Below are 25088 nucleotides of genomic sequence, written 5' to 3' on the forward strand. Positions count from 1 at the left end.
CGGGCGCCGGCTCGACGGCTGCCGGAGCGGGCGGCGCGGCGGCGGCAGGCGCTTCGGCGGGCGCCGGCGCCTCGGTCGAGGGAACCTCGGCGGCAGGTGCCTGCTCGGCAGGCGCTGCGGCGGCCGAACCGTCGCCGATGGTCACCAGCGGGGTGCCGACCTCGACGGTCTCGTCCTCCTGGACGAGGATGGCTTCGATGACACCGGCGATGGGGGATGGGATCTCCGTGTCGACCTTGTCGGTCGATACTTCGAGCAGCGGTTCGTCGACTTCGACGCGGTCTCCCACGTTCTTCAGCCAGCGGGTAACCGTACCCTCTGTGACACTCTCACCGAGTGCCGGGAGGTTGACGGATTCGCTCATGCGTTTGTCTCCTTTGAAACCATTAATGTCTGACCAATGTTAGTGAGAATCTGTGTGCCGTAACGGGCTACATCGCGTGCAAGGGCTTGCCGGCGAGGGCCAGGAAGGCCTCGCCAAGCGCTTCGTTCTGGGTGGGGTGCGCGTGCAGCAGCGGAGCGAGGTCCTCCGGGTACGCTTCCCAGTTCACGATGAGCTGGCCTTCACCGATCAGTTCGCCCACGCGGGCGCCGATCATGTGGATGCCGATGATGGGGCCATCGGCCTCGCGGACGACCTTGATCGACCCCGTGGTGCCGAGGATCGAGCTCTTGCCGTTACCGCCGAGGCTGTACTCGTAGCTGGTGACCTTGTCGGCACCGAACTTGGCGACGGCCTTGGCCTCGGTGTAACCGACTGACGCGATCTCGGGGTCGCAGTAGGTGACCTTGGGGATGTTCAGGTCGTCGACGACGATCGGGGCCAGGCCCGCGATCTCCTCGGCGACGAAGATGCCCTGCTGGAAACCGCGGTGCGCGAGCTGCAGGCCGGGAACGATGTCGCCGACGGCGTAGATGCCGGGGATGTTGGTGGCGAGTCGTTCGTCGGTGATGACGAAGCCGCGGTCCATGGTGATACCGGCCTCTTCGAAACCGAGACCAGCGGTGGACGGGCCGCGACCGACGGCGACGAGCAGCAGCTCGGCCTCGATCGTGGTGCCGTTCTCGAGGGTGACGACCACGCCTGAGTCGTCCTGGCTGACCGACTGGAACCGCACACCGAGGGAGAAGTCGATGCCGCGCTTGCGGAATGCCCGCTCGAGTTGCTTGGAGACCGACTCCTCCTCGTTCGGAGCGAGGTGGGGGAGGGCTTCGATGATGGTGACGTCGGCGCCGAAGGACTTCCAGACGCTGGCGAACTCGACGCCGATCACGCCGCCGCCGAGCACGGCGACCTTCTTGGGCACGTAGTTGAGCTCGAGGGCCTGCTCGCTGGTGATGACGCGTCCCTCGATGGCCAGGCCGGGCAGCGACCGGGAGTACGACCCGGTGGCCAGCACGACGTTCTTGCCGACGATGGTGTCCTCGCCGACCTGAACGGTCGTGGGGGAGATGAGCTTGCCCTCGCCCGCGATGACGGTGATGCCGCGGGCCTTGATCAGTCCCTGCAGGCCGCGGAACTTGCTGGCGACGATGCCCTCGCGGAATTTGGTCACGGCATCCATGTCGATGCCTTCGAAGGAGGTGTTCACCCCGTACTTGGCCGATTCGCGGCTCACGTCGGCGACCTCGGCCGAGTGCAGCAACGCCTTGGTCGGGATACAACCGACGTGCAGGCAGGTGCCACCGAGCTTGTCTTTCTCAATCAGGCCGACGGTCAGGCCCAGCTGAACGGCACGCAACGCGGCTGCGTAGCCGCCACTGCCGCCACCGAGAACTACAAGGTCAAAATTCTGTTCAGACACCCAGATACTCCCTCGTGCATCACATACACTTTCACGGCCCGTCCGACGCACGTGTTGTGCGTGGACAGACGTTGAACGGCAAGGATTTTCCTGCCTATAAGACCTTACTACGGGCGTGAAAAGTCCTCGGCCAGTCGCAGCAGGGTGCGCACCGTCACGCCGGTGGGCCCGGGGGACGTGAAGCCGAGCCCGCTGCCGACGAGCTGGGCGCTGCCGGCGATGTCGAGGTGGGCCCACGGAATGGTGGTTGCGTCAGCGCCCTCGCCGGTCTTGCCGATGAATTCGTTGAGGAAGACCGCGGCCAGGAGCATCCCGCCGCCGGTGTTGCCGATCTTGGCGTTTGCGATGTCCGCGACGTCGGAGTTGAGCAGCGCGCGCAGTTCCTCGGGCATCGGCATCGGCCAGGCCAGTTCACCCTCGGCCTTGCTGGCGGCGAGGACGTGCGCGACGAGGTCGTCGTCGCCGAGCACGGCGGAGTAGCGGGTGCCGAGGGCCACAACGGCAGCGCCCGTGAGCGTCGCCACGTCGATGATCGCGTCCGGGGTCTCCTCCCCGGCCGCGACAAGTCCGTCCGCGAGCACCAGCCGGCCTTCGGCGTCGGTGTTGAGCACTTCGACGGTCCGTCCGCCGCGGATGGTGAGCACATCGTTCGGGCGGATCGCCGAACCTGAGGGCATGTTCTCGGCGATGCACAGCCAGGCCGTGAGCCGCACATTCAGGCGCAGGCGGGCGGCGGCGAGCGTGACGGCCAGCACGGTTGCGGCACCGGTCATGTCGTATTTCATGCCCACCATCGATGCCGGCGGCTTCAAGGACAGTCCGCCGGTGTCGAAGGTGATGCCCTTGCCCACCAGGGCGAGGTGCTTGGTCGCGGCGATCGGGTCGTAGCTGACCTTGACCAGCCGGGGCGGCCGGGTCGAGCCCTGGCCGACGCCGGCAATTCCGCCGAACCCGTCGGCGACGAGCTGCTCCTCGTCCCACACCGTCAGGGTCACCGGGAGCCCCTCGGCCGCGGCCGCGGCCAGGTCGGCCAGGGAAGCGGGGTAGAGGTCGAGCGGCGGCATGTTGACGAGGTCCTTCACCAGGCTCACGGCGTCAGCGATGATCCCGGCCCGTTCGGATGCGTCCTCGGCGGCCTGGTCGGTGTGCACGGTGATGTCTGCGGCCGGCAGTTTTGTGGACGCCAGCGATGCCGTGCGGTAGGTGGTGAAAGAGTACGCACCGAGCGCGGCGCCCTCGAGCACGGCGTCGGCCTGGTCCCGATCGGCCAACGGAAGGGCGAACGCCACCGTGGTGGTGCCGGTGAGCTGCCGCACCGCCGAACCGGCCGCGTAGCGCAGCGACTCCGGTGAGACGACGGAGCCGAGTCCGATCACGGCGATGCTGCGGGCGGCTCCGACCACGGGCGCAAAACGGACCAGCTGATCCTTCGTTCCCGACACGCCGACGGCGGCGAACTGAGCGGCGATCTGCTCGAATCCGGGGTCGGCGAGCAGGGTCGGTCCGTCCTTTCCCTGCACGGCGCCGAGGACGATGACGTCTGCGGTGGATTCGATCGAGGGCTGTGCGGACACGGAAACGCGGGAAACGGTCATGCCTTGATGGTACGGGGCGCAGGTGTTCGCTCTGGGCACCACGGCCTGGCCGCGATTCCCTGACGCCGGGCGAAACCTCCGCCTAGAGTTAACGAATGCGCGATCCCGATGAAATCTACACGCTCACTGCGGACGCCGCCGGCGTCCCCGAAGGGCTGCATCTCGTCGCCGGCCTCACCGGCTTCGCGGACGCCGGTGGGGCCGTGTCGCAATTCACCGAATACCTGCTCGCCACCCTCGAGCACGAGGTGATCGCGGAGTTCGACGCCGATCTGCTGCTGGACTACCGGGCCAGGCGCCCGATCATCTACTTCGATCAGGACCACCTCACCGACTACCAGCCGCCGAGACTGCGCCTATACCTGGCACGAGACGAGATCGGCCAGCCGTTCCTTCTCCTGGCCGGCTTCGAACCGGACTTCCGATGGGAGCAGTTCACGGCCGCTGTGCTCGAGTTGGTCAGCCGGTTCACCGTGTCGTCCACGACCTGGGTGCACGCGATCCCGATGCCGGTGCCACACACCCGGCCCATCGGCGTGACGGTCAGCGGCAACCGCACCGACCTTATCGAGAGCATGTCGGTGTGGCGCCCGCACACCCAGGTGCCCGCGAACGCCCTGCACCTCGTCGAGTTCAGATTGCAGGAGATCGGAGCCTGGACCATCGGCTACGTCCTCCTCATTCCGCATTACCTGGCCGACACCGAATACCCATCCGCGGCCCTGTCCGCGCTGGAAAGCACCAGCGCCTCCACCGGGCTGATCTTCCCGACCGACCGGCTCCGCGAGAAGAATCGCGAGTTCATCGGCCGGATCGACGAGCAGGTCGGTGACAACCCCGAATTGGCCAAACTCGTCGGCACCCTCGAGGAACGCTACGACGCCTATATGGAGGGGAACACGCTCAGGTCGCCGTTGACCGACGAAGACGGTGCGCTGCCGTCGGCGGACGAGATCGCCGCCGAATTGGAGAAGTTCCTCGCCACCAGGCGCGGCCGGGACGACGGGCAACAGCCGTAGCCCGTCGGCAGCGGGCCTGTCACCAGCCGAATGGTCCGGGGAGGCCGACCGTCCGGCTAGATTGAGGCGAGTGAACTCTCGTCGATCCTGGTTGATCTTTTCCTTCGGATCGTTCGTGTACCTGTCCGCCGTCATGCAGCGCACGTCGCTCGGCATTGCGGGGGTGTCGGCAACCGAACGATTCGGTGGCTCCGCCGCCGTCCTGTCCAGTCTGGCCGTGGTGCAGCTGATCGTCTACGCCGCCGCCCAGATTCCGGTCGGAGTCCTGATCGACAGGTTCGGGCCCCGCGTGCTGATGCTCTCCGGCACCGTGCTGATGGTGGCTGGACAGCTGATGCTCGCTTTCGCACCGTCCATCACGATCGCAGTGCTGGGCCGGATGCTGGTGGGGGCGGGCGACGCCACCATCTTCATCTCGATGATCAGGCTGATCACCTCCTGGTTCTCCGGCCGCACCGTGCCCCAGCTCTCGCAGTGGTTCGGCAATATCGGCCAGCTGGGCCAGGTGCTCTCCGCCGTGCCGCTCGCCTGGATCCTGCACGAGTTCGGCTGGACGCCGGCGTTCCTGGCCGCCACCCTGGTGGCCTTCGTGGCCTTCGTTGTTGTGGTCGTCGGCATCCGCGACCGGCCGGCCGGTTCACTCGACCAGCCCCGGCCGAGCGACTGGGGGAGTGCACTGACCCAGCTGCGGCACAGTTTCAGCCGGCCAGGTACCCAATTGGGCTTCTGGTCGCACTTCGTGACCCAGTCGTCCGGAACCGTCTTCACCCTGCTGTGGGGCTTCCCGTTCATGGTCTACGGACTCGGCTACGAGTCGAGCATGGCCGCGATGATGCTCACCATCCCGGTCGCGGCGGGAATCATCTGCGGGCCGATCCTGGGCGTGCTGACGGCGCGGCATCCATTGCGGCGCAGCAACATCGTGCTGGGCATCGTCACGGCGATGGCCACTGCGTGGGCGCTGGTGCTCCTGTGGCCGGTGGCCCCGCCCCTCTGGCTCATCGTCCTGCTGTTGATAGTGCTGGGCGGTGGTGGCCCCGGGTCGCTGATCGGCTTCGACTTCGCCCGCACCTTCAACCCGCAGCGCAGCCTCGGGTCGGCGAACGGCGTCGTCAACGTCGGTGGATTCCTGGCCAGCTTTGTGATGATGTTCCTGATCGGGGTGCTCCTGGACCTGCAGGACGGCTGGCGCCAGGCGCAGGGCGGAGCCAGTGACCTGTACTCGTTGGACTCCTTCCGTATCGCGTTCACGGTGCAGTTCCTGATCGTCGGCACCGGCGTGGTGATGCTCATCAACACCCGCAAGCGAACCAGGCGCCTGCTCTCCCGTGACGAGGGAATAGAAGTAGCCCCGCTCTGGGTTGAACTCTCTAGGAAGTTGCGGCACCGCAGACGGGGACTGTAGGCACGCGTGGCTCGGTTTATACACAATCCGTGCAATAATTGTCAATAGGACCCGTTCTGGTTCCTGGGCGCACCGACTGCTTGTCGGCTGCAATCCCGGGGACTTGACATGGGTCCTAGTACTGCCCAAAAACGTACTGCCCACAAACGTAATGGCCACAAATCCCCGCTCCTTTGCTGAACCCGGCCCGTGCCGGATGTCAGAAGGAGCGCGGCCGCGCCGCACGCGCACGAACCACGGCATGAGAGGTGTTCGAATGGCAACCCCAACGAAGACAGAGCCCGAATTGAAGACCACCGAGACCGCGCCGGCCGACGACGCATCGACCGCCACCGTGGCCAAGACGCCCGCGCAGAAGGCCGCGGCAACGCGCGCCGCCAAGGCCGCGGCCGCTGACGGTGCCGATGCGCCCGAGAAGGCCGCGCCGCGGAAGCGCGCCGCCGCCAAGGCCAAGGCGCCTGCGGGCAAGAAGAAGGCCGGCGCTGCCGAAGCCGGCGACGACGAGGTCGCGGCGCCCGGCGATGAGCACGACAACGATGACGACGACTCCACCGACGGCACAGCCAAGCGGGTCACCCCCGCAGAGCCGCTGCCCAGCGGTGCGCTCGTGCTGTCCCTCGTCGACGACGAAGACGAGGTCCCGGTCTACTCCAGCGCCATCACCGGCGCGACGGCCGACCCGGTCAAGGACTACCTGAAGCAGATCGGTAAGGTCGCGTTGCTCAACGCCGCCGAAGAAGTCGAATTGGCCATGCGCATCGAGGCCGGTCTCTTCGCCGAGGACAAGCTCTCCCAGATGACCGACGCCGAGAAGAAGAGCGCGCTAGGACGCGAACTGCAGTGGGTCGCCAAGGACGGCGCCCGCGCGAAGAGCCACCTGCTCGGCGCCAACCTGCGCCTGGTGGTGTCGCTGGCCAAGCGTTACACCGGTCGCGGCATGCAGTTCCTGGACCTGATCCAGGAAGGCAACCTGGGCCTCATCCGTGCGGTCGAGAAGTTCGACTACACCAAGGGCTTCAAGTTCTCCACCTACGCGACCTGGTGGATCCGCCAGGCCATCACCCGGGCCATGGCCGACCAGGCCCGCACCATCCGCATCCCGGTGCACATGGTGGAAGTCATCAACAAGCTCGCCAGGGTGCAGCGTCAGATGCTGCAGGACCTCGGTCGTGAACCCACGCCGGAAGAGCTGAGCCGCGAACTTGACATGACCCCGGAAAAGGTCGTCGAGGTGCAGAAGTACGGCCGCGAGCCGATCTCCCTGCACACCCCCCTCGGCGAGGACGGCGACAGCGAATTCGGCGACCTGATCGAGGACACCGAAGCGGTGGTTCCCGCCGACGCCGTGGGCTTCACCATGCTGCAGAAGCAGCTCGAGAGCCTGCTGGACTCGCTGTCCGAGCGTGAAGCCGGCGTGATCCGGATGCGCTTCGGCCTCGGCGACGGCATGCCCAAGACCCTCGACCAGATCGGCGACACCTTCGGCGTCACGCGGGAGCGTATCCGCCAGATCGAGTCGAAGACCATGGCCAAGCTGCGCCACCCGTCCCGGTCGCAGTCGCTTCGCGACTACCTCGAGTAAAGAGTTGCCTGTGCGGTACGCGCCGGCGATCCTGCTCGGCAGGATCGCGCGCACCCTCGCGCGCTGGCGCAAACCCGGTGGCGGGTCTGCGGTACCCGGCCTGGTGGTCAACACCATCGCGCCCGGGTTCCTCCCGCGCACCCTGAACGGCTTTCCCGGTGGGCTCGTCATCGTGACGGGGTCGGCCGGCAAGTCCACGACCACCAAGATGCTCGTTGCCGCCCTGCGCGCCCACGGTCTGTCGGTGTTCACCAACCAGTCGACGGCGAACATAAGCCAGGGTCTCACCTCGGCGCTGCTGGAGCGGGTCAGCCTGACCGGCCGCATCGCGGGCGATATCGCGGTACTGGAAATGGACGAGGGCCACGGCGCGCTGATCTCGGGCACTTTGCACCCGCGCGTGGTCGTGCTGACCAACGTGATGGTCGATCAGATCGACAGGTTCCACGATTCCGACATGGTCGCCGCGATGCTGGCGAAGATCGCCGCACGCGCCACCGGCACCGTCGTGCTGAACGCCGACGACCTCTACCTGGCCAGGCTGGGCGAGGGTATCGCCGCCGGCGTCAGCGTTGCCCGCTACGGGGTGGCTGACGAGGTGCTCGCGGCGAACCCGCGCGGATTGGGATACACGCTCACCTCGCCGACCCGGCTCGAGGCCGCCGACGGCATGATCCTGACCGGGGTCAGCGGGCTCGACGCAACTGTCCTGGTCGATGGGCGGATGCACGAGCTGCGGTTGCCTGCCAGGGGCACCCACTATGCAGTGGACGCACTCACCGCCCTCGCCGCCGCCCGGGCGGCACTGCTCGAGACGTTCGATGCCGCCGTCGCAGCCGCGGCGATCTCAACCATCCCCCCGGTGTTCGGCCGGGGTGAGATCGTGAAAGTGCGCGGTACCACGGTGGAATTCGTGCTGGTGCAGAACCCGGCCAGCCTGCAGCTGAACGTGGACAGCCTCGACCCTGACACCGAACAGATCCTCGTCGCCATCGGTTCCGATGTGCGCGACCCGTCCTACCTGTGGCCGGCCGACACGTCGGGCCTCGGCCACGTGCTGATCGCCTCCGGTTCGAAAGCCCACGACATCGGCCTGCAGCTGGCCTACGACGGCGTGCTCGTCGACCGGATCGAACCCGACCTCGGCCGGGCGCTCGACGATTTCCTGGCCCTGCCGGAGCCCACCCGCGGTGTCAAGACCATCATCTTCTCGGCCGACTCGATGCGGCGCACCCGGGCTCACCTCGGCCTGGAGACCAACGAAGCGGACCCGTCATGACAGCAGATCACCCGGCAGACCTCACCATCGTGACCCTGCTGCCGCGGCTGCTGGACACCAACGGCGACGCCGCGAACGCGCGGGTGCTTGCCCAGCGCGCCCGCTGGGCCGGACTGTCGGCCCGGATCGTGGCCGTGCAGTCCGCCGCCGACCTTCCCGAGGCCGTCGACCTTGTCGTGATCGGATCGGGGACCGACACCGATCTTGTGGCAGCCCGTGATGCCCTCGCCACCCTGGCCGAACCCCTGCGCGCATGGCTGGCCGGGGGAGTGCCCGTGGTGGCCGTCGGTACCGGGTGGGAGCTGCTCAGTGCCGGGCTTGACCTGCCCGACGGCTCGTCGGTTGATGGTCTGGGCCTGGTGGCCGGGCGCGCGAGCGCCCTGCCCGTCCGCGTCGCCGACGATCTCGCCGTCGACGCCGGGGGTCTGCGCCTGCTCGGCTTCGAAAACCACGTCCGCGGCTACACCGGGGGCGCGACCGCGCTCGGCACGGTGTCCTACGGCATCGGCAACGGCGACGGCACCGAGGGTGTGGTCGACGGAAGCTTCACGGGGACTCACCTGCACGGCCCGGTCCTCGCCCGCAATCCAGAACTGGCCGACCGGCTCCTCCGGGCCGCCTGCCACGCCAGGGGCCTGACCCTGGCACCGTCCGCGCAGACCGAATCGGTCGATGGCATAGCAAAAGCCGCACGCAACCAGGTTGCAGTGCGGCTCAGCCTCACCTCTGAATAGTTATCGTCAGATAGATCTCGTCAGATAAATCTCGTCAGAAGATTTCGTCAGGCGCCCTCGGCGCCGCAGCGGACTGCGGCGCCGACCGGCGACTACGACTTCTGGTCTTCGAAGAGCCGACTCGACTCGTCGTGCCAGCTTTCGGCGATTGCGGCGAGCTTCTCTTGGTGCTTGCGTCCGTGGTGGGCGCAGAAGAGCAACTCGCTGTTGTTCACGACTACACGGATGTAGGCCTGAGCGCCACAAGCGTCGCAGCGGTCGGCCGCGGTGAGCTGGTGGGGGGCGCCCTGTTGGTCGACGGCACCATTTTCGGTGGCGATCTGGGACATATTCTCCTCCTCCAGACTGATACCAGGTGATACCAATTGAATCCTTACTCACCATGTAAACACGGCCCGGCCCCGATTGGGCCACAGTTGGGTGACATTTCGCTCACCGCGTAGCATTCGGCGCGGTGAACCCGGCGCATTGGACCCCGCTCGAGTGTCGATCGGAGCGGGACGCAGTCGGGTCACTATCCTTAACCCTTGTGAGTTCTGACTATTCCGCCCGCCACCTCTCGGTCCTCGAAGGCCTCGACGCGGTGCGCAAACGCCCCGGCATGTACATCGGCTCGACCGACTCCCGTGGGCTGATGCACTGCCTCTGGGAGATCATCGACAACTCCGTCGACGAGGCACTCAGCGGCCACGGGTCGTCGATCGGCATCGTCCTGCACCCCGACGAGAGTGTCGAGGTCAGTGACACCGCACGCGGCATCCCCGTCGACATCGAACCGAAGACCGGCCTGTCCGGTGTGGAGGTCGTCTTCACCAAGCTGCACGCCGGCGGCAAGTTCGGCAGCGGCTCCTACGCGGCCTCCGGCGGCCTGCACGGCGTCGGCGCCTCGGTCGTGAACGCGCTGTCCGAACGGCTCGACGTCGAGGTCGACCGCGACGGCAAGACCTGGGCGATGTCCTTCCACCGCGGCGAGCCAGGAGTCTTCGCCGACACGGGCGAGAAGAGCCCGGATGCCCCGTTCACGCCCTTCGAGAACAAGAGCGAACTGCGCGTGATCGGCAAGGTGCGCAAGGGCGTGACCGGGACGCGCATCCGGTACTGGGCCGACCGCCAGATCTTCACCAAGGGCGCAACCTTCCAAACCGAGGACCTGATGGGCCGGGCCCGCCAGACGGCGTTCCTGATTCCGGGCCTCACCATCGACATCGACGACCGGCGCAGTGCCGAGCCCGCGAAAGCGTCCTTCACCTTCGCCGGCGGCATCTCCGAATTCGTGGACCACCTCGCCGTCGATACGCCCATCACCGATACCTGGAGGCTGACCGGCGCCGGAAGCTTCACGGAAACAGTGCCGGTGCTCACCGAGACCGGCGCGATGATCCCCACCGAGCTGGTCCGGGAGTGCCAGGTCGACATCGCCCTGCGCTGGGGGACCGGCTACGACACCGTGATCAAGAGTTTCGTCAACATCATCGCCACCCCCAAGGGCGGCACCCACCAGGCGGGCTTCGACGCGGGCATGCTCAAGTTCCTGCGGGCGCAGGTCGAGCAGAATGCCCGGCGGCTCAAGGTCGGCTCCGACAAGCTCGAGAAGGACGACATCCTCGCCGGCCTCACCGCGGTGCTCACTGTCCGGTTGCCCGAACCGCAGTTCGAGGGTCAGACCAAGGAGGTGCTCGGCACGCCTGCGGTCCGGGCCATCGTGGCCGCCGTGATCAACAAGACAATGACCGAGCGGTTCACATCGCCCAAGCGCGACGACAAAACCCAGTCGGCAGTGGTGCTGGACAAGATCGTGGCAGAAATGAAGTCCCGCATCTCCGCCCGCGCACACAAGGAGACCCAACGGCGCAAGAACGCCCTGGAGAGCTCGTCGCTGCCGGCCAAGCTGGTGGACTGCCGCAGCAACGACGTCGCCCTGAGCGAGCTTTTCATCGTCGAGGGCGACTCGGCGCTCGGCACGGCGAAACTGGCCAGGGACAGCGAGCACCAGGCGCTTCTGCCGATCAGGGGAAAGATCCTCAACGTGCAGAAGGCCTCGGTCTCCGACATGCTCTCCAACCTGGAATGCGCGTCGATCATCCAGGTGATCGGCGCCGGTTCCGGCCGCAGCTTCGACCTGTCCGCCGCCCGTTACGGCAAGGTCATCATCATGAGCGACGCGGATGTCGACGGCGCGCACATCCGCACGCTGCTGCTCACCCTGTTCTTCCGTTACATGCGGCCCATGATCGAGGCCGGCCGGATCTTCGCCGCCGTACCCCCGTTGCACCGGGTGGTCGTGATGAACCCCGGCAGCAAGCCCAACGAGACGATCTACACCTACTCTGAAGCCGAACTGCAGGGCGTGCTCGCCGCGCTCAAGAAGAGCGGGAAGCGCTATCAGGATCCCATCCAGCGCTACAAGGGACTGGGCGAGATGGATGCCGACCAGCTGGCGACGACGACCATGGAACGGGCCCATCGCACCCTGCGCCGGGTCCAGGTGGCCGACGCCGAAATGGCGGGAAAGGTCTTCGAACTACTGATGGGAAACGACGTCGCCCCCCGCAAGGAATTCATCATCGAGAGTTCGGACAAGCTCAGCCGCGAACGTATCGACGTCTGACCGGCCGGCCGCTCGCGCCGGTCAGACTGGCGCGAAGGCCGTGCTGGGCAGGTCCCGTTCGCCGTCGACGATGCCGCGCACGATTCGCGCGCACACGGCGGCGGGATCAAGTCCGGCCGGCAGAGGCGGCGCGGTCCCGCTGATCGGATGCGTGGACAGGGCCGTCTCGGTGTGCCCCGGTCTGGCGTCGATCACCCGGATGCCCGCCCGTCGCAGTTCCCGGCCCGCCGCGGACCCGAAGGCGGCCAGCGCGGCCTTCGACGCTGAGTAGGCCGCGAGATTCGCGGTCGGGCTCTCGCTGACGACCCCGCTGAGGGTGAGCAGGAAGGGCGACCGGCCGGCGGCGGCGGATGCCGCGAGGGGAGCGTGGGCGGCCTGGAGCAGCAGCATCGGCGCGGTCGTGTTCACCGCGAAGAGCCGGGCAATGGTGTCAGCGGTGAGTTCCGCCGCCGGGCCGAAGGCCACCACCCCCGCCGCCACCACGATTCCGTCGAGCTGGCCGGTCACGGTGGCCGCAACGTCCACGAGCCGTCGCACGGCGGCCGGGTCGGTGAGGTCGGCGGCGACGACGGCGCCCGGCAGGCCGAGGGCGGCCAGGGCGTTGGGGTCCCTGGCACTGAGGACCAGGGTCGCCCCGGCCTCGGAGAGCTGGCGGGCGATCTCCCGGCCGAGCCCGCCCGTGGCCCCGACAACGAGGATGGTGGAACCGCGAAGTTCAAGCATGCCCCACCCTACTGCGGACACCGGGCCGTGCGGCGGGAACAGCCGGGCGAGGGGTCAGCCGATCCCCGAACCGATCGAGCCGACCACGGCATCCAGCATGGTGCCGGAGGCGTCGCGTCGTGCCCCGGTCTCGGGCAGGGTCCGGGCTGAGCCCTCGACGCCCAGCGCACGCGCCGGTGCAGCACCGACCCAGGCCACAGCCAGGACATCCTCGCCCTTGAGAAAACGGTGGGACCGCACCCCTGACGTGGCTCGTCCCTTGGCGGGGAACTCGGTGAACGCAGACACCTTCGCACTGCCAGGATCCGTGCCGGGCAGGGTCTGGCTGCCGGAGGCTATCGTCGCCACGACGGCGTCTTCGGCGGCGTCGGCGGACAGGCTGGTGAAGAAGACCACCCGCGCATCCGGGCCCAGCTTGATGCCCGCCATCCCGCCGGCCGTTCGGCCCTGCGGGCGCACGGTGGCTGCGGGGAACCGCAACAGCTGCGCGTCTGAGGCCACGAACACCAGTTCGTCGTCCTCGGAGCCCTGAACCGCGCCGACGACCTCATCACCGGGTTTGAGCGCGATGATCTCGAAATCGGGCTTGTTCGCCCAGTCATTCGGGGTGACCCGTTTCACCACCCCCTGCCGGGTGCCGAGCGCAATCGCCCGGTCGCTGTCCAGGGCCACCAGGGCCCGCACAACCTCGCCGCCGCTGCCCAACGACAGATAGTCGCGCACGCGGACGCCGGCCGCGAGCTGGATCGAGGTGGGCGGCAACCCCGGAAGGTCAACGGGGGAGAACCGGATGAGCCGGCCCCGATTGGTCACGGCCCCGATCTCGGACCGGCTGGTGGTGTCCAGCACCGACAGCACGGCGTCGTGCTTGGTGCGGCGGTGCGCCGGCGTGATCCGTTCGGTCTGGTCGTCGCCGGGGGCAGGCAGGTCGACTCTGGCGATGCGGCCGGTGGTGCTCAGGTACACCCGGGTGGGGGAGTCCGTCACCTCGAGCACGGCCGCCTTCCGGGACGACGCGCCGGCGATGCTCGGTCGGGCCTCGGTCAGCAGGGTGCGCCGCGGCGTGCCGAATCTGTCGGAGATGGTGGCCAGCTCATCGGAGACCAGGGTGCGGATGGCCTGCTTGCTGGCGAGCAGGGCCTGGAGCTCCGTGATCTCGGCGAGCAGCTGGTCCCGTTCGGTTTCCAATTCGATCCGGGAGAACCTGGTCAGGCGGCGCAGCCGCAGCTCGAGGATGTACTCCGCCTGCAGCTGGCTGAGGTCGAACACGTCGATGAGGCGGGTACGGGCCTGTTCGGTGTCGTCGCTGGCGCGAATGACCTGGATGACCTCGTCGATGTCCAGGATCGCTATGAGCAGCCCCTCGACCAGGTGCAGCCGTTCCAGCCGGCGAGCCAGCCGGTACGCCGAGCGACGCGTGACGACTTCGATGCGGTGGTTGACGTAGACCTGCAGCAACTCCACCAGGCCCAGGGTCTGCGGGCCGCCGTTGACGAGGGCGACAGCGTTGATGTTGAAGGAGTCTTCCAACGGGGTGACCCTGTAGAGCTGTTCGAGCACGGCCTCCGGGCTGAAGCCGGTCTTGATGCCGATCACGAGGCGCAGCCCCTTGGTGCGGTCGGTGAGGTCTGTGACGTCCGAGATGCCGCTGAGCTTCTTGGAGTTGACCCCGTCCTTGATTTTCTCGATGACCCGCTCGGGGCCGACGAGGTACGGCAGTTCGCTGACGACGAGTCCGGCCTTGCGGGCCGTGATCGCTTCGACGGTCACCTTGGCCCGGGTCTTGAAGCTGCCGCGCCCGGTCAGGTAGGCATCCTTGATGCCCGCCAGGCCGACGATCGTACCGCCGGTGGGAAGGTCGGGGCCGGGAATGAACTCCATCAGCTCGTCCAGGGTCGCCCGCGGGTGCGCGAGCAGGTGCCTGGCCGCCCCTATGACCTCGATCAGGTTGTGCGGGGCCATATTCGTGGCCATGCCCACCGCGATACCGCTGGCCCCGTTGACGAGCAGGTTCGGATAGGCCGCCGGGAGCACGTCAGGCTGGGTCAGCTGGTTGTCGTAGTTGGGCACGAAGTCGACGACGTCCTCGTCGAGGTGTTCGGTCATCGCCAACGCGGGCGCAGCCAGACGTGCCTCCGTATACCGGGGTGCGGCCGGGCCGTCGTCGAGTGAGCCGAAGTTGCCGTGCCCGTCGATCAGCGGTACCCGGAGGGTGAACGCCTGAGCCATGCGCACCATGGCGTCGTAGATGGCCGTGTCGCCGTGAGGGTGCAGCTTGCCCATCACTTCGCCCACGACTCGCGCCGACTTGACGTGGCCGCGATCGGGCCGCAGGCCCATCTCGCTCATCTGGTACAGGATGCGACGCTGCACGGGCTTGAGCCCATCCCTGGCGTCGGGGAGGGCGCGCGAGTAGATCACCGAATAGGCGTACTCGAGGAACGACCCCTGCATCTCCGTGGACACATCGACGTCTTCGATGCGCTCGGTCGATGCAGCGGGCCCCGTGGTGTCTGACACTGTCTTGTCTGAGCGGCTCATTCGTAGATTCTGCTGTGTGGTGCACACCGGCAGGACCGGCGGCACGTGGCTGATGCGCACGGACCTGCGCTGAGGAAACGTGCGGCCGGGTCTATGTCAGACTGGGCCAGATGCCCCCTATGTTACCGGTCCGGCCCTTCAGCGCCGTCCGCCTTGCCGATGTGATGACAAGTTCCTTGGCGTCGCTGTCGGCCGAGCCGAACCCGCTCGGCCTGCAGAGCACCGGCAAGGCCGTCGTAGTACTGGCGGATGGATTGGGCGTCAGCAATCTGCGGGCCAGGGCCGGGCACGCCAGGTTCCTCACCAGCAACCTGGCCAAGGCCGATGTGGTCGACGGGGTATTCCCGGCCACCACCGCCGCGGGCATCGCCTCCCTTGCCACCGGGGTCGCGCCCGGCACCCACGGCCTGGTCGGCTACAAGGTCCTGGACAGCGCGCACGACAGGGTGGTCAACCAGCTCACCGGCTGGGACGAGCAGATGGAACCGCGCCTCTGGCAGAACCAGCCCACGGTCTTCGAGCGCGCCGCGGAGGCCGGGATCCCCAGCTTCGCCGTCGGACCCAAGCGGTTCGCCGGATCGGGTTTCAGCCAGGCGGTGCTGCGCGGCGCGGCCTACCTGCCGGCGGAGACCATCGGCACGCGTTTCGCCGCGGCCCGCGCGGTCTTCGACACCGAGCCCCGGGCGCTGATCTATCTGTATGTGCCTGAGCTCGACATCAGCGCGCACGCACACGGCTGGGAATCACCGCGCTGGCTGGCCCAGTTGGAGGCATTGGACGCGGAGACTGCCCGGTTCGCCGGCGCCCTGCGTCAGGACGAGGGCATGATCCTCACCGCAGACCACGGGGTCGTCGACGTACCCGAAGCCAAGCAGGTGCTCTTCGACACCGTGCCGCAACTCGTCGCCGGCGTGCGGCACATCGGCGGCGACCCGCGCTGCCTGCAGCTCTACACCGAACCCGGGGTAGACGCGGACGTGCTGGCCGAGAACTGGCGTGCCGTGGAGGGTGAGCGAGCCTGGGTCTTCACCAGGGCCCAAGCCGTCGCCGCTGGATTGTTCGGCGCCGTGCGGGCCGAGGCGCTACCCCGCATCGGCGACGTGATCGTCGCCGCCCGCAAGCTCATCGCCTACTACGACTCCCGGGAACCCAATCAGTCCGCACGCAGCATGATCGGTCAGCACGGTTCGCTCACCGACGAGGAACTTCGCGTTCCACTCGTGCGCCTGGGCGCCTACCGGCGCTGACCGCTGAGCACGAAAAACCCCTCGCAGCGAGAGCTGCGAGGGGTTGCCGTGTGTCGTGGGTCAGGCCGGGTACTGGCCGCGCTTGACCTGCGGCTTCGGCAGGCGCATGACCCGCAGCTGCAGGGCTCGCATGGCCGCGTACCAACGAACCTTCTCGGCCCGGTCGGCACCGAACTTGGCTTCGATCTTCTTGGTCAGGATGAATCCCAGCACTATGCAGTCCGCGATCGCCACCAGGAAGAACGCCCAGAGCGCGAGGATGCCGTAGGTCTGCACTGACGGGTCCGGGAAAAAGGTGAGCAGGATGACCAGGAACATGACCGGGATCATGAACTCGCCCACGTTGAACCGCGCGTCGATGTAGTCGCGGGCGAAGCGCTTCTGCGGTCCGCGCTCACGCAGCGGCAGGTACTTGTCCTCGCCTGCTGCCATGCCCAGACGGGCCCTCTCGCGGGCATCGGCCGACTTCGCACGGGCCTGTTTGGCGGCGAGCTTGCGGTCGTCCGGAACCAGAGGGCGCTTGTTCGCGGCCTCCTGGACCCGGCGGCTCGGCGTGGGCTGGCCCTTGCCGGTGGGCGTTCCGGCCAGACGCGCCTTCGTCTCGTCGGTGGACTCGATCGACGGCTCTGCGCCGGGATTTACAGGTTGCTTAGCCACATCAGTTCCTTGCAGTCAGGTTGCCTTAAGATTACCCGCATGACGGATACCGCGGATACAGAAGCAGGAACCACCCAGCAAGACCCGGCGCAGACGATCGAATCCGCGCTGCGGAACGCCGTCGAACGGGAGCTCCCGCGCACCATCGCCGACCTCTGCACGCTCGTGCGGATACCCTCCGTGTCCTGGGCGGCTTTCGACCGGGCGCACGTGAGCACCAGCGCCGACGCTGTCGCCGAACTGGTGCGGGAAATCGGCATCTTCGACGCCGTCACCGTGACCCAGGCCGGGATCCCCGGCACCGACGAACTCGGACAGCCCGCTGTCCTCGCCACCCGCGCGGCCAAGAACGGGCGTCCCACGGTGCTGCTCTACGCCCACCATGACGTGCAACCCCCCGGACTCGACGAACACTGGGAATCGCCCCCGTTCGAACCGACCGTGCGCGGCGACCGGCTGTACGGGCGCGGCGCCGCCGACGACAAGGCCGGCGTGATGGCGCACGTCGCCGCGTTGCGCGCACTCCACGATGCCACCGGCGGCGACCTGGACCTGGGCCTCGCGCTCTTCATCGAGGGTGAAGAGGAGTTCGGCAGCCGCTCGTTCGCCACCTTCCTCACCGAGAACCGGCAGGCGCTGCGGGCCGACGCGATCGTCGTCGCCGACTCCAACAACTGGGACATCCACACCCCGGCGATCACCATCGGGTTGCGCGGCAACGTCACCTTCCGGCTCACCGTCAGCACCCTGGCGCACGCGTCGCACTCGGGGATGTTCGGCGGCGCCGTTCCGGACGCGATGATGGCGACCATCAAGCTGCTCGGCACTCTGTATGCCGCGGACGGGTCAGTGGCGATCGAGGGTCTCACCAGTCACGACGCACCGACCCCGCCGTACGAGGAATCCGCCTTGCGCCAGGAGACCGGCCTCCTTGATGGAGTCCAGCCGATCGGCCACGGCACGATCCTCAGCCGGATCTGGTCGCAACCCGCGCTCACCGTCACCGGCATCGACGCGCCCAGCGTCGCCAACGCGTCCAACACCCTGACCCCGTCCGTCAGCGTGCAGGTCAGCGTGCGCATCGCACCGGGTCAGTCCGCCAGGGAAGCCGCCGCCGCGATCGAGGCTCACCTGCGTCAGAACGCGCCGTTCGGCGCCCACATCCAGATCGACGACCTCGACACCGGAGAACCCTTCCTGGTCGACACCGGGGGATGGGCAGTGGCCGAAACCCGCCTGGCCATGACGGCCGGTTGGGGAGTTGCCCCCGTCGACATCGGCGTCGGCGGCTCAATCCCGTTCATCGCGGACCTGGTCCGGGAATTCCCCGATGCCCAGATCCTGGTCACCGGGGTGGAAGACCCGGATTCCCGGGCGCACAGCCCCAATGAGTCGTTGCACCTGGGCGTCTTCACCCGGGCCGTGCTCAGCGAGGCGTTCCTGCTGGGCCGGCTGAACGAACGCACCGGACACTGATCAGGCAACCCCTGCCGCCGGTCCAGCCCGTTCCCGGGCCGGGCGGATACACTAGGAACAGATTCGCCGGCCGGACCCCATGCGCGTGGGATGCTCACCGAAGCGAAACCGGATAATACCGAGGAGTACCATGACCGACACGATCGAAACCCGCACTGAAGCCCACGGCGTCGGCCTCACCGACGTCGCTGCCCAGAAGGTCCGCAGCCTGCTCACCCAGGAAGGCCGCGAAGACCTGCGTCTGCGCGTCGCCGTACAGCCCGGCGGCTGCTCGGGCCTGATCTACCAGCTGTACTTCGACGAGCGCACCCTCGAGGGTGACGCTGTCCGAGACTACGACGGTGTAGAGGTCGTCGTCGACAAGATGAGCGTGCCGTATCTGGAAGGAGCCTCCATCGACTTCGAGGACACCATCCAGAAGCAGGGCTTCACCATCGACAACCCCAATGCCGGCGGCAGCTGCGCCTGCGGAGACTCGTTCCACTAGACGTCTCGCTGTACACGAAGGAGACCGTCCTCGGACGGTCTCCTTCGTGCGTATCCCGGTGGCGGCCGTCCGGCGGACCCTTCAGCGGTGATCCGGCCCGGGAATCCGCCCGGAACAGGCCCTTCGACCCTGTTGCCGTGCCGGGGCCGAGGTCGAGAATTGCGACGGGCCCGTCCTTCGTGCACTCAGCGGGGACCGGCGCGGAGTAGGCTAGAGAGCATAAATGCACTTCCTGTGTAGTGCCCTCACGTCTCCCGAAAGGTCACCGGTGCTCAAAAACCGCCGTCTCCGATGGGCCGCCATTCCGGTCGCAGCAACGCTAGCCATTGTCCTCGCCGGATGCACCCAGGCTCAACTCAACGGGTACCTGCCCGGTTTCGAGGAGGGCGAGTCCCCGGTAACCAACAACACCGAGCGTGTGTCCGGTTTGTGGACCACCTCGTGGATCGTCCTGCTCATCGTCGGCCTGATCACCTGGGGCCTCACGATCTGGGCGGTCGTGGTCTACCGACGCCGCAAGGGCCAGACCGGTCTGCCCGTGCAGCTGCGCTACAACATGCCGATCGAGATCTTTTACACCATCGTTCCGCTGATCCTGGTGCTCGGCTTCTTCGCCTTCACCGCTCGGGACCAGAACGCGATCGAGGCCAGGTTCGACGAACCTGACCTGCAGATCGAAGTCATCGGCAAGCAGTGGGCCTGGGACTTCAACTACGTCACCGACGATGTGTTCACCCAGGGTATCCAGGGCCAGCCCGACCTCGAGGGGGAGAAGGGCGCACTCGTCGAGTCCGAGATCCCCACCCTCGTCCTTCCGGTCGGCAAGAAGATCGAGATCGCCCTCGAGGCGCGCGACGTCATCCACTCCTTCTGGGTCATCGACTTCCTCTACAAGAAGGACATGATTCCCGGCAAGACGAACTACATGTCGGTCATCCCCGAGCGCGTCGGAACGTACGCCGGCAAGTGTGCCGAGCTGTGCGGCGAGTACCACTCCCTGATGCTCTTCAACGTGGAGGTCGTCTCAGAGGCCGACTACGAGGCGTACGTCGACTCGCTCCGCGCCGCCGGCAACGACGGCCAGGTCTCCAACGAATACGACCGCAACTTGAATCTCCCAGGCACCGACGCCCCGACGGCTGAGGAAGGCAACTAGACCATGAGCACGACAACAGCTCCCGCCGGCGCCCAGGCGGCCACCCCGGCCGCACGGCCGACCGGTGTCGACCGCAAGGGCAACATCGTCGTCCGGTGGATCACCTCCACCGACCACAAGGTCATCGGGTACATGTACCTGATCACCTCGTTCATCTACTTCTGCCTCGGCGGGGTGATGGCGCTTGTGATGCGCGCCCAGCTCTTCGAGCCCGGCCTGCAGATCGTGCAGACCAAGGAGCAGTACAACCAGCTCTTCACGATGCACGGCACGATCATGCTGCTGATGTTCGCCACACCGTTGTTCTTCGGCTTCGCGAACGCGCTGATGCCGCTGCAGATCGGTGCACCCGATGTGGCCTTCCCGCGACTGAACGCGTTCTCGTTCTGGTTGTTCTTTTTCGGCAGCCTGATCGCCGTCGGCGGCTTCCTCACCCCGCAGGGTGCGGCGTCGTTCGGCTGGTTCGCCTACCAACCGTTGGCCTCCACAACGTTCTCGCCAGGTATCGGCGGCAACCTCTGGATGGTGGGACTGGGCCTGTCCGGCTTCGGCACCATCCTCGGTGGCGTGAACTTCATCACCACGATCATCACTATGCGCGCACCGGGCATGACCATGTTCCGCATGCCGATCTTCACCTGGAACACCCTGGTCACGTCGCTGCTGATCCTGATGGCGTTCCCGGTCCTCGCCGCGGCGATGCTCGCCGCCGCCAGCGACCGGATCTTCCTCTCGCACATTTACGACCCGGCCAACGGTGGCGCCATCCTCTGGCAGCACCTGTTCTGGTTCTTCGGCCACCCCGAGGTGTACATCATTGCGCTGCCGTTCTTCGGCATCGTCTCCGAGGTCTTCCCGGTCTTCAGCCGCAAGCCGATCTTCGGGTACAAGACCCTGATCTACGCCACCATCTCGATCGCAGCGCTGTCAGTGACGGTGTGGGCTCACCACATGTACGTGACCGGCTCGGTCCTTCTGCCGTTCTTCTCCCTGATGACCATGCTCATCGCTGTACCCACCGGTGTGAAGATCTTCAACTGGATCGGCACCATGTGGCGCGGTTCGCTGACCTTCGAAACGCCCATGCTCTGGGCGATCGGCTTCCTCATCACGTTCACCTTCGGCGGACTGACCGGCGTCATCCTGGCGTCGCCGCCGCTGGACTTCCACGTGTCCGACACCTACTTCGTCGTCGCCCACTTCCACTACGTGGTCTTCGGAACCGTCGTCTTCGCTATGTTCAGCGGGTTCTACTTCTGGTGGCCCAAGTGGACCGGCAAGATGCTCAACGAACGCCTGGGCAAGTGGCACTTCTGGCTGCTGTTCGTCGGCTTCCACACGACCTTCCTGGTGCAGCACTGGCTCGGCGTGGTGGGCATGCCCCGCCGCTACGCGTCCTATCTGCCCGATGACGGATTCACGTGGATGAACCAGCTCTCCACCGTCGGCTCGATGATCCTGGCCGTGTCGATGATCCCGTTCTTCCTCAACGTGTACGTCACCGCGCGCACGGCTCCGAAGGTCACGGTCAACGACCCGTGGGGCTACGGTGCCTCCCTCGAGTGGGCGACTTCCTGCCCGCCGCCGCGCCACAACTTCACGTCGATTCCCCGGATCCGTTCCGAGCGTCCCGCGTTCGACCTGAACCACCCAGAGGTCGGGATGCCCGTCGGTATCGGTCCGGCAAAAGACGCGCCGGATGCCCCCACGTATGACGCAGGATCGGAAAAGGTCAAGTAGATGAAAGCCAATATCAACCTCTATTGGATCCTGGCGATCTTCTTCGGGCTCCTCACGGGCGTCTACGTGGTGTGGAGCCTCGTTGATCCGCAGCACGGCCGGATCGAATGGGTCGGGACCTTCGGCATCGCCCTGAGCGGTGTCCTGGTCGCCTTTGTGGCCTTCTACCTGTCCAAGGTCCACCAGGCGCAGGGCGGCGAACTGCCCGAGGACACCCTCAGCGCCAACATCGACGACGGCGACCCCGAGATGGGCTTCTTCAGCCCGTGGAGCTGGTGGCCCATCATGCTCGCGGCAAGCGCCGGCCTGCTGTTCCTCGGCCTCGCGGCCGGGTTCTGGATCTCGTTCATCGCCGTGGGCATCGGCGTGATCAGCCTCGTCGGCTGGGTGTACGAGTACTACCGGGGTTTGTTCGCCCGCTAGTCGCGTATCCGATGACACAGCGCCAGTGACCTCAGGGTCACTGGCGCTTCGTCGTGTACCGCGCTCAGTCCCCGGTGCGCCGGAAGGCGAGCAGGCGGAACGCGACGGTGACGTCGGTTGACGTGAGCGGTCCTGACGGGCTCGGTGACGACGCCGGAGGCGGCGCGTGGTGCGACGACGGGCCCATGCCGATCAGGGCGGTGACATCGTCGGGGGAGAGCTGCAGGACCCGGCTGAGGTCCTCAACGGACTCCAGGGTGAAACCGGACGCGAGACTCTCGATCAGGTCCTGGGTCTTGTTCCCGTGCACGTCCACGGCCAGGCCGGCCGCCCGGAGTTCCTGTAGATGGCTCGGGTGCGGCACCACGACGGCCAACAGGCCGCCTGGGGCGAGGACCCGATGGAATTCGGCCGGGTTCCGGGGCGCGAACACGTTGATCAGCACGTCGGCCGCGCCGTCCCGGATGGGCAACGGCGACCAGACGTCGGCGACGAGACCCTGCGTCGACGTGTCATCGTCGGCGAGCCCGGAACGGACCGTGCGCGCGACAGCGGCCGCGGACAGGTCCATGGCCAGGGCACGGACACCGGGGCTTACCACCCCCTGCGAGGCTGGAGACGTGCCGGGAGCGAGAGAGTCCACGGAAGCGGCGGTTGTGCTGGCCAGCACGCCACGCAAGTAGTAGCCGGTGCCGCAGCCGATGTCGACGACCCGGACCGGGGATTCGGCGGCGACGAGCGCGCCGAGAGCGGTGCGCAGCTCGGCGTACCAGCCGCGTTCCAGGAAAGTGTCCCGTGCGTCGAGCATCGCGGGGGAGTCCCCGATGAGCTTCCGCGAGCCGACGATGAGCGAGGCGAAGCCGCGGCGGTTGGTGTCGAAGCGGTGCCCGTTGGCGCAGGCGAGCACCAGTTCTTCAGCGGCCTGGAGGTCGCTGAAACAGTTCGGGCACCGCAGCCACTCCGACAGAGTCTGGAGTGACAGCGGTGCCCGAACCGGCTCGCCTGGGTGGCTAGTGGTGATCGCCGTGGCTCTCTTCGAGTTCCTTCGTGCCGACCGGGGCGATCCGGTCTTCGAAGAACCACCGGGACAGGCCGGCCCGAACGCGCTGGATCGGCGAGACCTTGCCCTGTGCGTTGGGGGTGAGTTCCAACGGCTTGTAGTTGGTGTAGCTGACCAGCTTCCAACGCTCGTACTCGTCGACGGGCTGGTGCACCTCGATGTACTCGCCGCCGGGGAGGCGCACGATGCGGCCGGATTCATAGCCGTGCAGAACGATCTCGCGATCCTTCTTCTGCAACGCCAGGCAGACACGCTTGGCAATGAAGTAGGCGATGAACGGGCCCAGGATCACGACGGCCTGGAGAGTGTGGATGACACCCTCCATCGTCACCTTGAAATGGGTGGCGATGATGTCGGACGATGCGGCAGCCCACAGTCCCGCGTAGAACGTGACACCGGCGGCGCCGATGGCCGTTCGGGTGGGCGCGTTGCGCGGACGGTCCAGGATGTGGTGCTCGCGCTTGTCCCCGGTCACCCAGGCTTCGAGGAACGGGTAGAGCAGCACGACTGCGATGAACAGGCCCAGGCCCACCAGGGGGATCAGGATGTTGAACGAGTACGTGTGCCCGAAGATGACCCACTCGAGTCCCGGCGGAATCAGTCGCAGGGCGCCGTCGGCAAAGCCGATGTACCAGTCCGGCTGGGTACCGGCCGACACCGGCGAGGGGTCATACGGCCCGTAGTTCCAGATCGGGTTGATGGTGAAGAACGATGCCATCAGCATCACGACACCGAAGACGATGAAGAAGAATCCACCGGCCTTCGCGGCGTAGACCGGGAGCACCGGGTAGCCGACGACGTTGTTGTTGGTGCGGCCCGCTCCGGGGTACTGGGTGTGCTTGTGCACGACGACGAAGAGCAGGTGCATCGCAATCAGCGCGACGATGATGGCCGGCAGGATCAAGATGTGCAGCGAGTAGAGCCGACCGACGATCGCCGTGCCGGGGAATTCACCGCCGAAGAGCAGGAAGGAGATCCAGGTGCCCACGACGGGCATGCCCTTGACCATGCCGTCGATGATCCGCAGGCCGTTGCCGGAGAGCAGGTCGTCGGGGAGCGAGTAGCCGGTGAAGCCCTCGGCCATGGCCAGGATGAAGAGCACGAAGCCGATCACCCAGTTGAGCTCGCGCGGCTTGCGGAATGCGCCGGTGAAGTAGATCCGCAGCATGTGCAGACCGATGGAGGCCACGAACAGCAGGGCTGCCCAGTGGTGCACCTGACGCATCAGCAGACCGCCGCGAACGTCGAATGAGATATCCAGCGAGGACGCCATGGCCACGGACATCTCCACGCCCTTGAGAGGCACGTAGGAGCCGTCGTAGTGGACTTCGGCCATCGACGCCTGGAAGAAGAACGTCAGGAAGGATCCGGACAGAAGGATGATGACGAAGCTGTACAGCGCCACCTCACCAAGCAGGAACGACCAGTGGTCGGGGAAGATCTTGCGACCCAACTCCTTGACCGCGGTGGACACGCTGGTGCGCTCGTCGATGTAGTTGGCCGCGGCGCCCGTGAAGCCGCCGGACTTCTTCGTTTCGGCGGGTTTCATAT

The 25088-nt window shown here is 66.8% G+C and carries 21 protein-coding genes; 12 read left to right on the top strand and 9 right to left on the bottom strand.

Going from position 1 to position 25088, the window contains the following annotated elements; genetic code table 11:
* The 3 genes from E3T61_RS02010 to E3T61_RS02020 form a co-directional block, all read right to left on the bottom strand.
* A partial coding sequence (locus E3T61_RS02010) for a biotin/lipoyl-containing protein (RefSeq protein ID WP_338145494.1) occupies positions 1–364 on the bottom strand: 364 nt, incomplete at its 3' end.
* A 67-nt stretch (positions 365–431) separates the two neighbouring features.
* The gene (lpdA, locus tag E3T61_RS02015) at positions 432–1805 is read right to left on the bottom strand and encodes a dihydrolipoyl dehydrogenase (RefSeq protein ID WP_134639265.1); all 1374 of its coding nucleotides are present in this window, start codon (positions 1803–1805) and stop codon (positions 432–434) included.
* Positions 1806–1912: 107 nt separating this feature from the next.
* A complete protein-coding gene (locus E3T61_RS02020) occupies positions 1913–3400 on the bottom strand; it encodes a leucyl aminopeptidase (protein WP_134639266.1) in 1488 nt (495 codons plus the stop codon).
* Between the two features lie 95 nt (positions 3401–3495).
* On the opposite strand from E3T61_RS02020, the gene E3T61_RS02025 reads away from it, so the two are divergent.
* The 5 genes from E3T61_RS02025 (at position 3496) to E3T61_RS02045 (ending at position 9419) form a co-directional block, all read left to right on the top strand.
* Positions 3496–4419 (top strand): proteasome assembly chaperone family protein, encoded by a 924-nt coding sequence (locus tag E3T61_RS02025; protein WP_134639267.1) that lies wholly within the window; start codon positions 3496–3498, stop codon positions 4417–4419.
* 70 nt (positions 4420–4489) lie between these two features.
* Positions 4490–5824: an MFS transporter gene (locus E3T61_RS02030; RefSeq protein WP_134639268.1), complete on the top strand. Its 1335-nt coding sequence runs from the start codon at positions 4490–4492 to the stop codon at positions 5822–5824.
* Between the two features lie 196 nt (positions 5825–6020).
* Positions 6021–7406 carry an RNA polymerase sigma factor gene (locus E3T61_RS02035; protein ID WP_420898458.1) on the top strand — a complete coding sequence of 462 codons (1386 nt, stop codon included), beginning with the start codon at positions 6021–6023 and terminating at the stop codon, positions 7404–7406.
* Between the two features lie 10 nt (positions 7407–7416).
* Positions 7417–8685, top strand: coding sequence for a MurT ligase domain-containing protein (locus E3T61_RS02040; RefSeq protein WP_134639270.1), 1269 nt, complete (start codon positions 7417–7419; stop codon positions 8683–8685).
* Positions 8682–9419: a type 1 glutamine amidotransferase gene (locus E3T61_RS02045; RefSeq protein ID WP_134639271.1), complete on the top strand. Its 738-nt coding sequence runs from the start codon at positions 8682–8684 to the stop codon at positions 9417–9419. The genes E3T61_RS02040 and E3T61_RS02045 overlap by 4 nt, the downstream gene beginning before the upstream one ends.
* Before the next feature lie 92 nt (positions 9420–9511).
* On the opposite strand, the gene E3T61_RS02050 is transcribed toward E3T61_RS02045, so the two are convergent.
* Positions 9512–9748 carry a DUF7455 domain-containing protein gene (locus E3T61_RS02050; protein ID WP_066595309.1) on the bottom strand — a complete coding sequence of 79 codons (237 nt, stop codon included), beginning with the start codon at positions 9746–9748 and terminating at the stop codon, positions 9512–9514.
* Positions 9749–9948: 200 nt separating this feature from the next.
* Between E3T61_RS02050 and E3T61_RS02055 the strand changes: the two genes are divergently transcribed.
* Positions 9949–12027 carry a DNA gyrase/topoisomerase IV subunit B gene (locus tag E3T61_RS02055; protein WP_134639272.1) on the top strand — a complete coding sequence of 693 codons (2079 nt, stop codon included), beginning with the start codon at positions 9949–9951 and terminating at the stop codon, positions 12025–12027.
* 21 nt (positions 12028–12048) lie between these two features.
* Here E3T61_RS02055 and E3T61_RS02060 read toward each other — a convergent pair whose 3' ends face one another.
* Complete coding sequence (locus E3T61_RS02060) at positions 12049–12750, bottom strand: SDR family NAD(P)-dependent oxidoreductase (RefSeq protein ID WP_134639273.1); 702 nt, start codon at positions 12748–12750, stop codon at positions 12049–12051.
* A gap of 54 nt (positions 12751–12804) precedes the next feature.
* Entirely contained in the window at positions 12805–15291 is a 2487-nt protein-coding gene (locus E3T61_RS02065) for a DNA gyrase/topoisomerase IV subunit A (protein ID WP_134639274.1), read from the bottom strand.
* A 164-nt stretch (positions 15292–15455) separates the two neighbouring features.
* Here E3T61_RS02065 and E3T61_RS02070 point away from each other — a divergent pair, with 164 nt between their 5' ends.
* Entirely contained in the window at positions 15456–16538 is a 1083-nt protein-coding gene (locus tag E3T61_RS02070) for an alkaline phosphatase family protein (protein WP_241992348.1), read from the top strand.
* A gap of 60 nt (positions 16539–16598) precedes the next feature.
* Here E3T61_RS02070 and E3T61_RS02075 read toward each other — a convergent pair whose 3' ends face one another.
* A complete protein-coding gene (locus E3T61_RS02075) occupies positions 16599–17195 on the bottom strand; it encodes a DUF3043 domain-containing protein (RefSeq protein WP_134639276.1) in 597 nt (198 codons plus the stop codon).
* A 39-nt stretch (positions 17196–17234) separates the two neighbouring features.
* On the opposite strand from E3T61_RS02075, the gene E3T61_RS02080 reads away from it, so the two are divergent.
* The 5 genes from E3T61_RS02080 to E3T61_RS02100 all read left to right on the top strand — a co-directional run bounded on the left by E3T61_RS02080 (position 17235) and on the right by E3T61_RS02100 (position 22477).
* On the top strand, positions 17235–18671 hold the full coding sequence (locus tag E3T61_RS02080) for a dipeptidase (RefSeq protein ID WP_134639277.1): 1437 nt from the start codon (positions 17235–17237) through the stop codon (positions 18669–18671).
* A gap of 130 nt (positions 18672–18801) precedes the next feature.
* A complete protein-coding gene (locus E3T61_RS02085) occupies positions 18802–19158 on the top strand; it encodes a HesB/IscA family protein (protein ID WP_066595323.1) in 357 nt (118 codons plus the stop codon).
* A 268-nt stretch (positions 19159–19426) separates the two neighbouring features.
* Complete coding sequence (gene ctaC / locus E3T61_RS02090) at positions 19427–20314, top strand: aa3-type cytochrome oxidase subunit II (protein ID WP_174776971.1); 888 nt, start codon at positions 19427–19429, stop codon at positions 20312–20314.
* A 3-nt stretch (positions 20315–20317) separates the two neighbouring features.
* The gene (ctaD, locus tag E3T61_RS02095; protein WP_134639279.1) at positions 20318–22054 is read left to right on the top strand and encodes an aa3-type cytochrome oxidase subunit I; all 1737 of its coding nucleotides are present in this window, start codon (positions 20318–20320) and stop codon (positions 22052–22054) included.
* Positions 22055–22477, top strand: coding sequence for a cytochrome c oxidase subunit 4 (locus E3T61_RS02100; RefSeq protein ID WP_134639280.1), 423 nt, complete (start codon positions 22055–22057; stop codon positions 22475–22477).
* 64 nt (positions 22478–22541) lie between these two features.
* Here the strand turns inward: E3T61_RS02100 and E3T61_RS02105 are convergent, their stop codons facing one another.
* Both E3T61_RS02105 and qcrB read right to left on the bottom strand, forming a co-directional pair.
* A complete protein-coding gene (locus E3T61_RS02105; RefSeq protein WP_134639281.1) occupies positions 22542–23384 on the bottom strand; it encodes a class I SAM-dependent methyltransferase in 843 nt (280 codons plus the stop codon).
* A 103-nt stretch (positions 23385–23487) separates the two neighbouring features.
* Complete coding sequence (gene qcrB, locus E3T61_RS02110) at positions 23488–25086, bottom strand: cytochrome bc1 complex cytochrome b subunit (protein ID WP_134639562.1); 1599 nt, start codon at positions 25084–25086, stop codon at positions 23488–23490.
* Between the last annotated feature and the right edge of the window lie 2 nt (positions 25087–25088).

The organism is Cryobacterium lactosi (assembly GCF_004403945.1).
GTDB classification, from domain to species: domain Bacteria; phylum Actinomycetota; class Actinomycetes; order Actinomycetales; family Microbacteriaceae; genus Cryobacterium; species Cryobacterium lactosi.

What these genes read in the sequence shown, in the direction of transcription:
- E3T61_RS02020 (WP_134639266.1), bottom strand. Translation starts at nt 3,400, where the DNA reads ATGACCGTTTCCCGCGTTTCCGTGTCCGCACAGCCCTCGATCGAATCC.
- E3T61_RS02065 (WP_134639274.1), bottom strand. Translation starts at nt 15,291, where the DNA reads ATGAGCCGCTCAGACAAGACAGTGTCAGACACCACGGGGCCCGCTGCA.
- ctaD (WP_134639279.1), top strand. Translation starts at nt 20,318, where the DNA reads ATGAGCACGACAACAGCTCCCGCCGGCGCCCAGGCGGCCACCCCGGCC.
- E3T61_RS02035 (WP_420898458.1), top strand. Translation starts at nt 6,021, where the DNA reads ATGTCAGAAGGAGCGCGGCCGCGCCGCACGCGCACGAACCACGGCATG.
- E3T61_RS02100 (WP_134639280.1), top strand. Translation starts at nt 22,055, where the DNA reads ATGAAAGCCAATATCAACCTCTATTGGATCCTGGCGATCTTCTTCGGG.
- E3T61_RS02080 (WP_134639277.1), top strand. Translation starts at nt 17,235, where the DNA reads ATGACGGATACCGCGGATACAGAAGCAGGAACCACCCAGCAAGACCCG.
- E3T61_RS02050 (WP_066595309.1), bottom strand. Translation starts at nt 9,748, where the DNA reads ATGTCCCAGATCGCCACCGAAAATGGTGCCGTCGACCAACAGGGCGCC.
- qcrB (WP_134639562.1), bottom strand. Translation starts at nt 25,086, where the DNA reads ATGAAACCCGCCGAAACGAAGAAGTCCGGCGGCTTCACGGGCGCCGCG.
- E3T61_RS02025 (WP_134639267.1), top strand. Translation starts at nt 3,496, where the DNA reads ATGCGCGATCCCGATGAAATCTACACGCTCACTGCGGACGCCGCCGGC.
- E3T61_RS02060 (WP_134639273.1), bottom strand. Translation starts at nt 12,750, where the DNA reads ATGCTTGAACTTCGCGGTTCCACCATCCTCGTTGTCGGGGCCACGGGC.
- E3T61_RS02085 (WP_066595323.1), top strand. Translation starts at nt 18,802, where the DNA reads ATGACCGACACGATCGAAACCCGCACTGAAGCCCACGGCGTCGGCCTC.
- E3T61_RS02045 (WP_134639271.1), top strand. Translation starts at nt 8,682, where the DNA reads ATGACAGCAGATCACCCGGCAGACCTCACCATCGTGACCCTGCTGCCG.
- E3T61_RS02070 (WP_241992348.1), top strand. Translation starts at nt 15,456, where the DNA reads ATGACAAGTTCCTTGGCGTCGCTGTCGGCCGAGCCGAACCCGCTCGGC.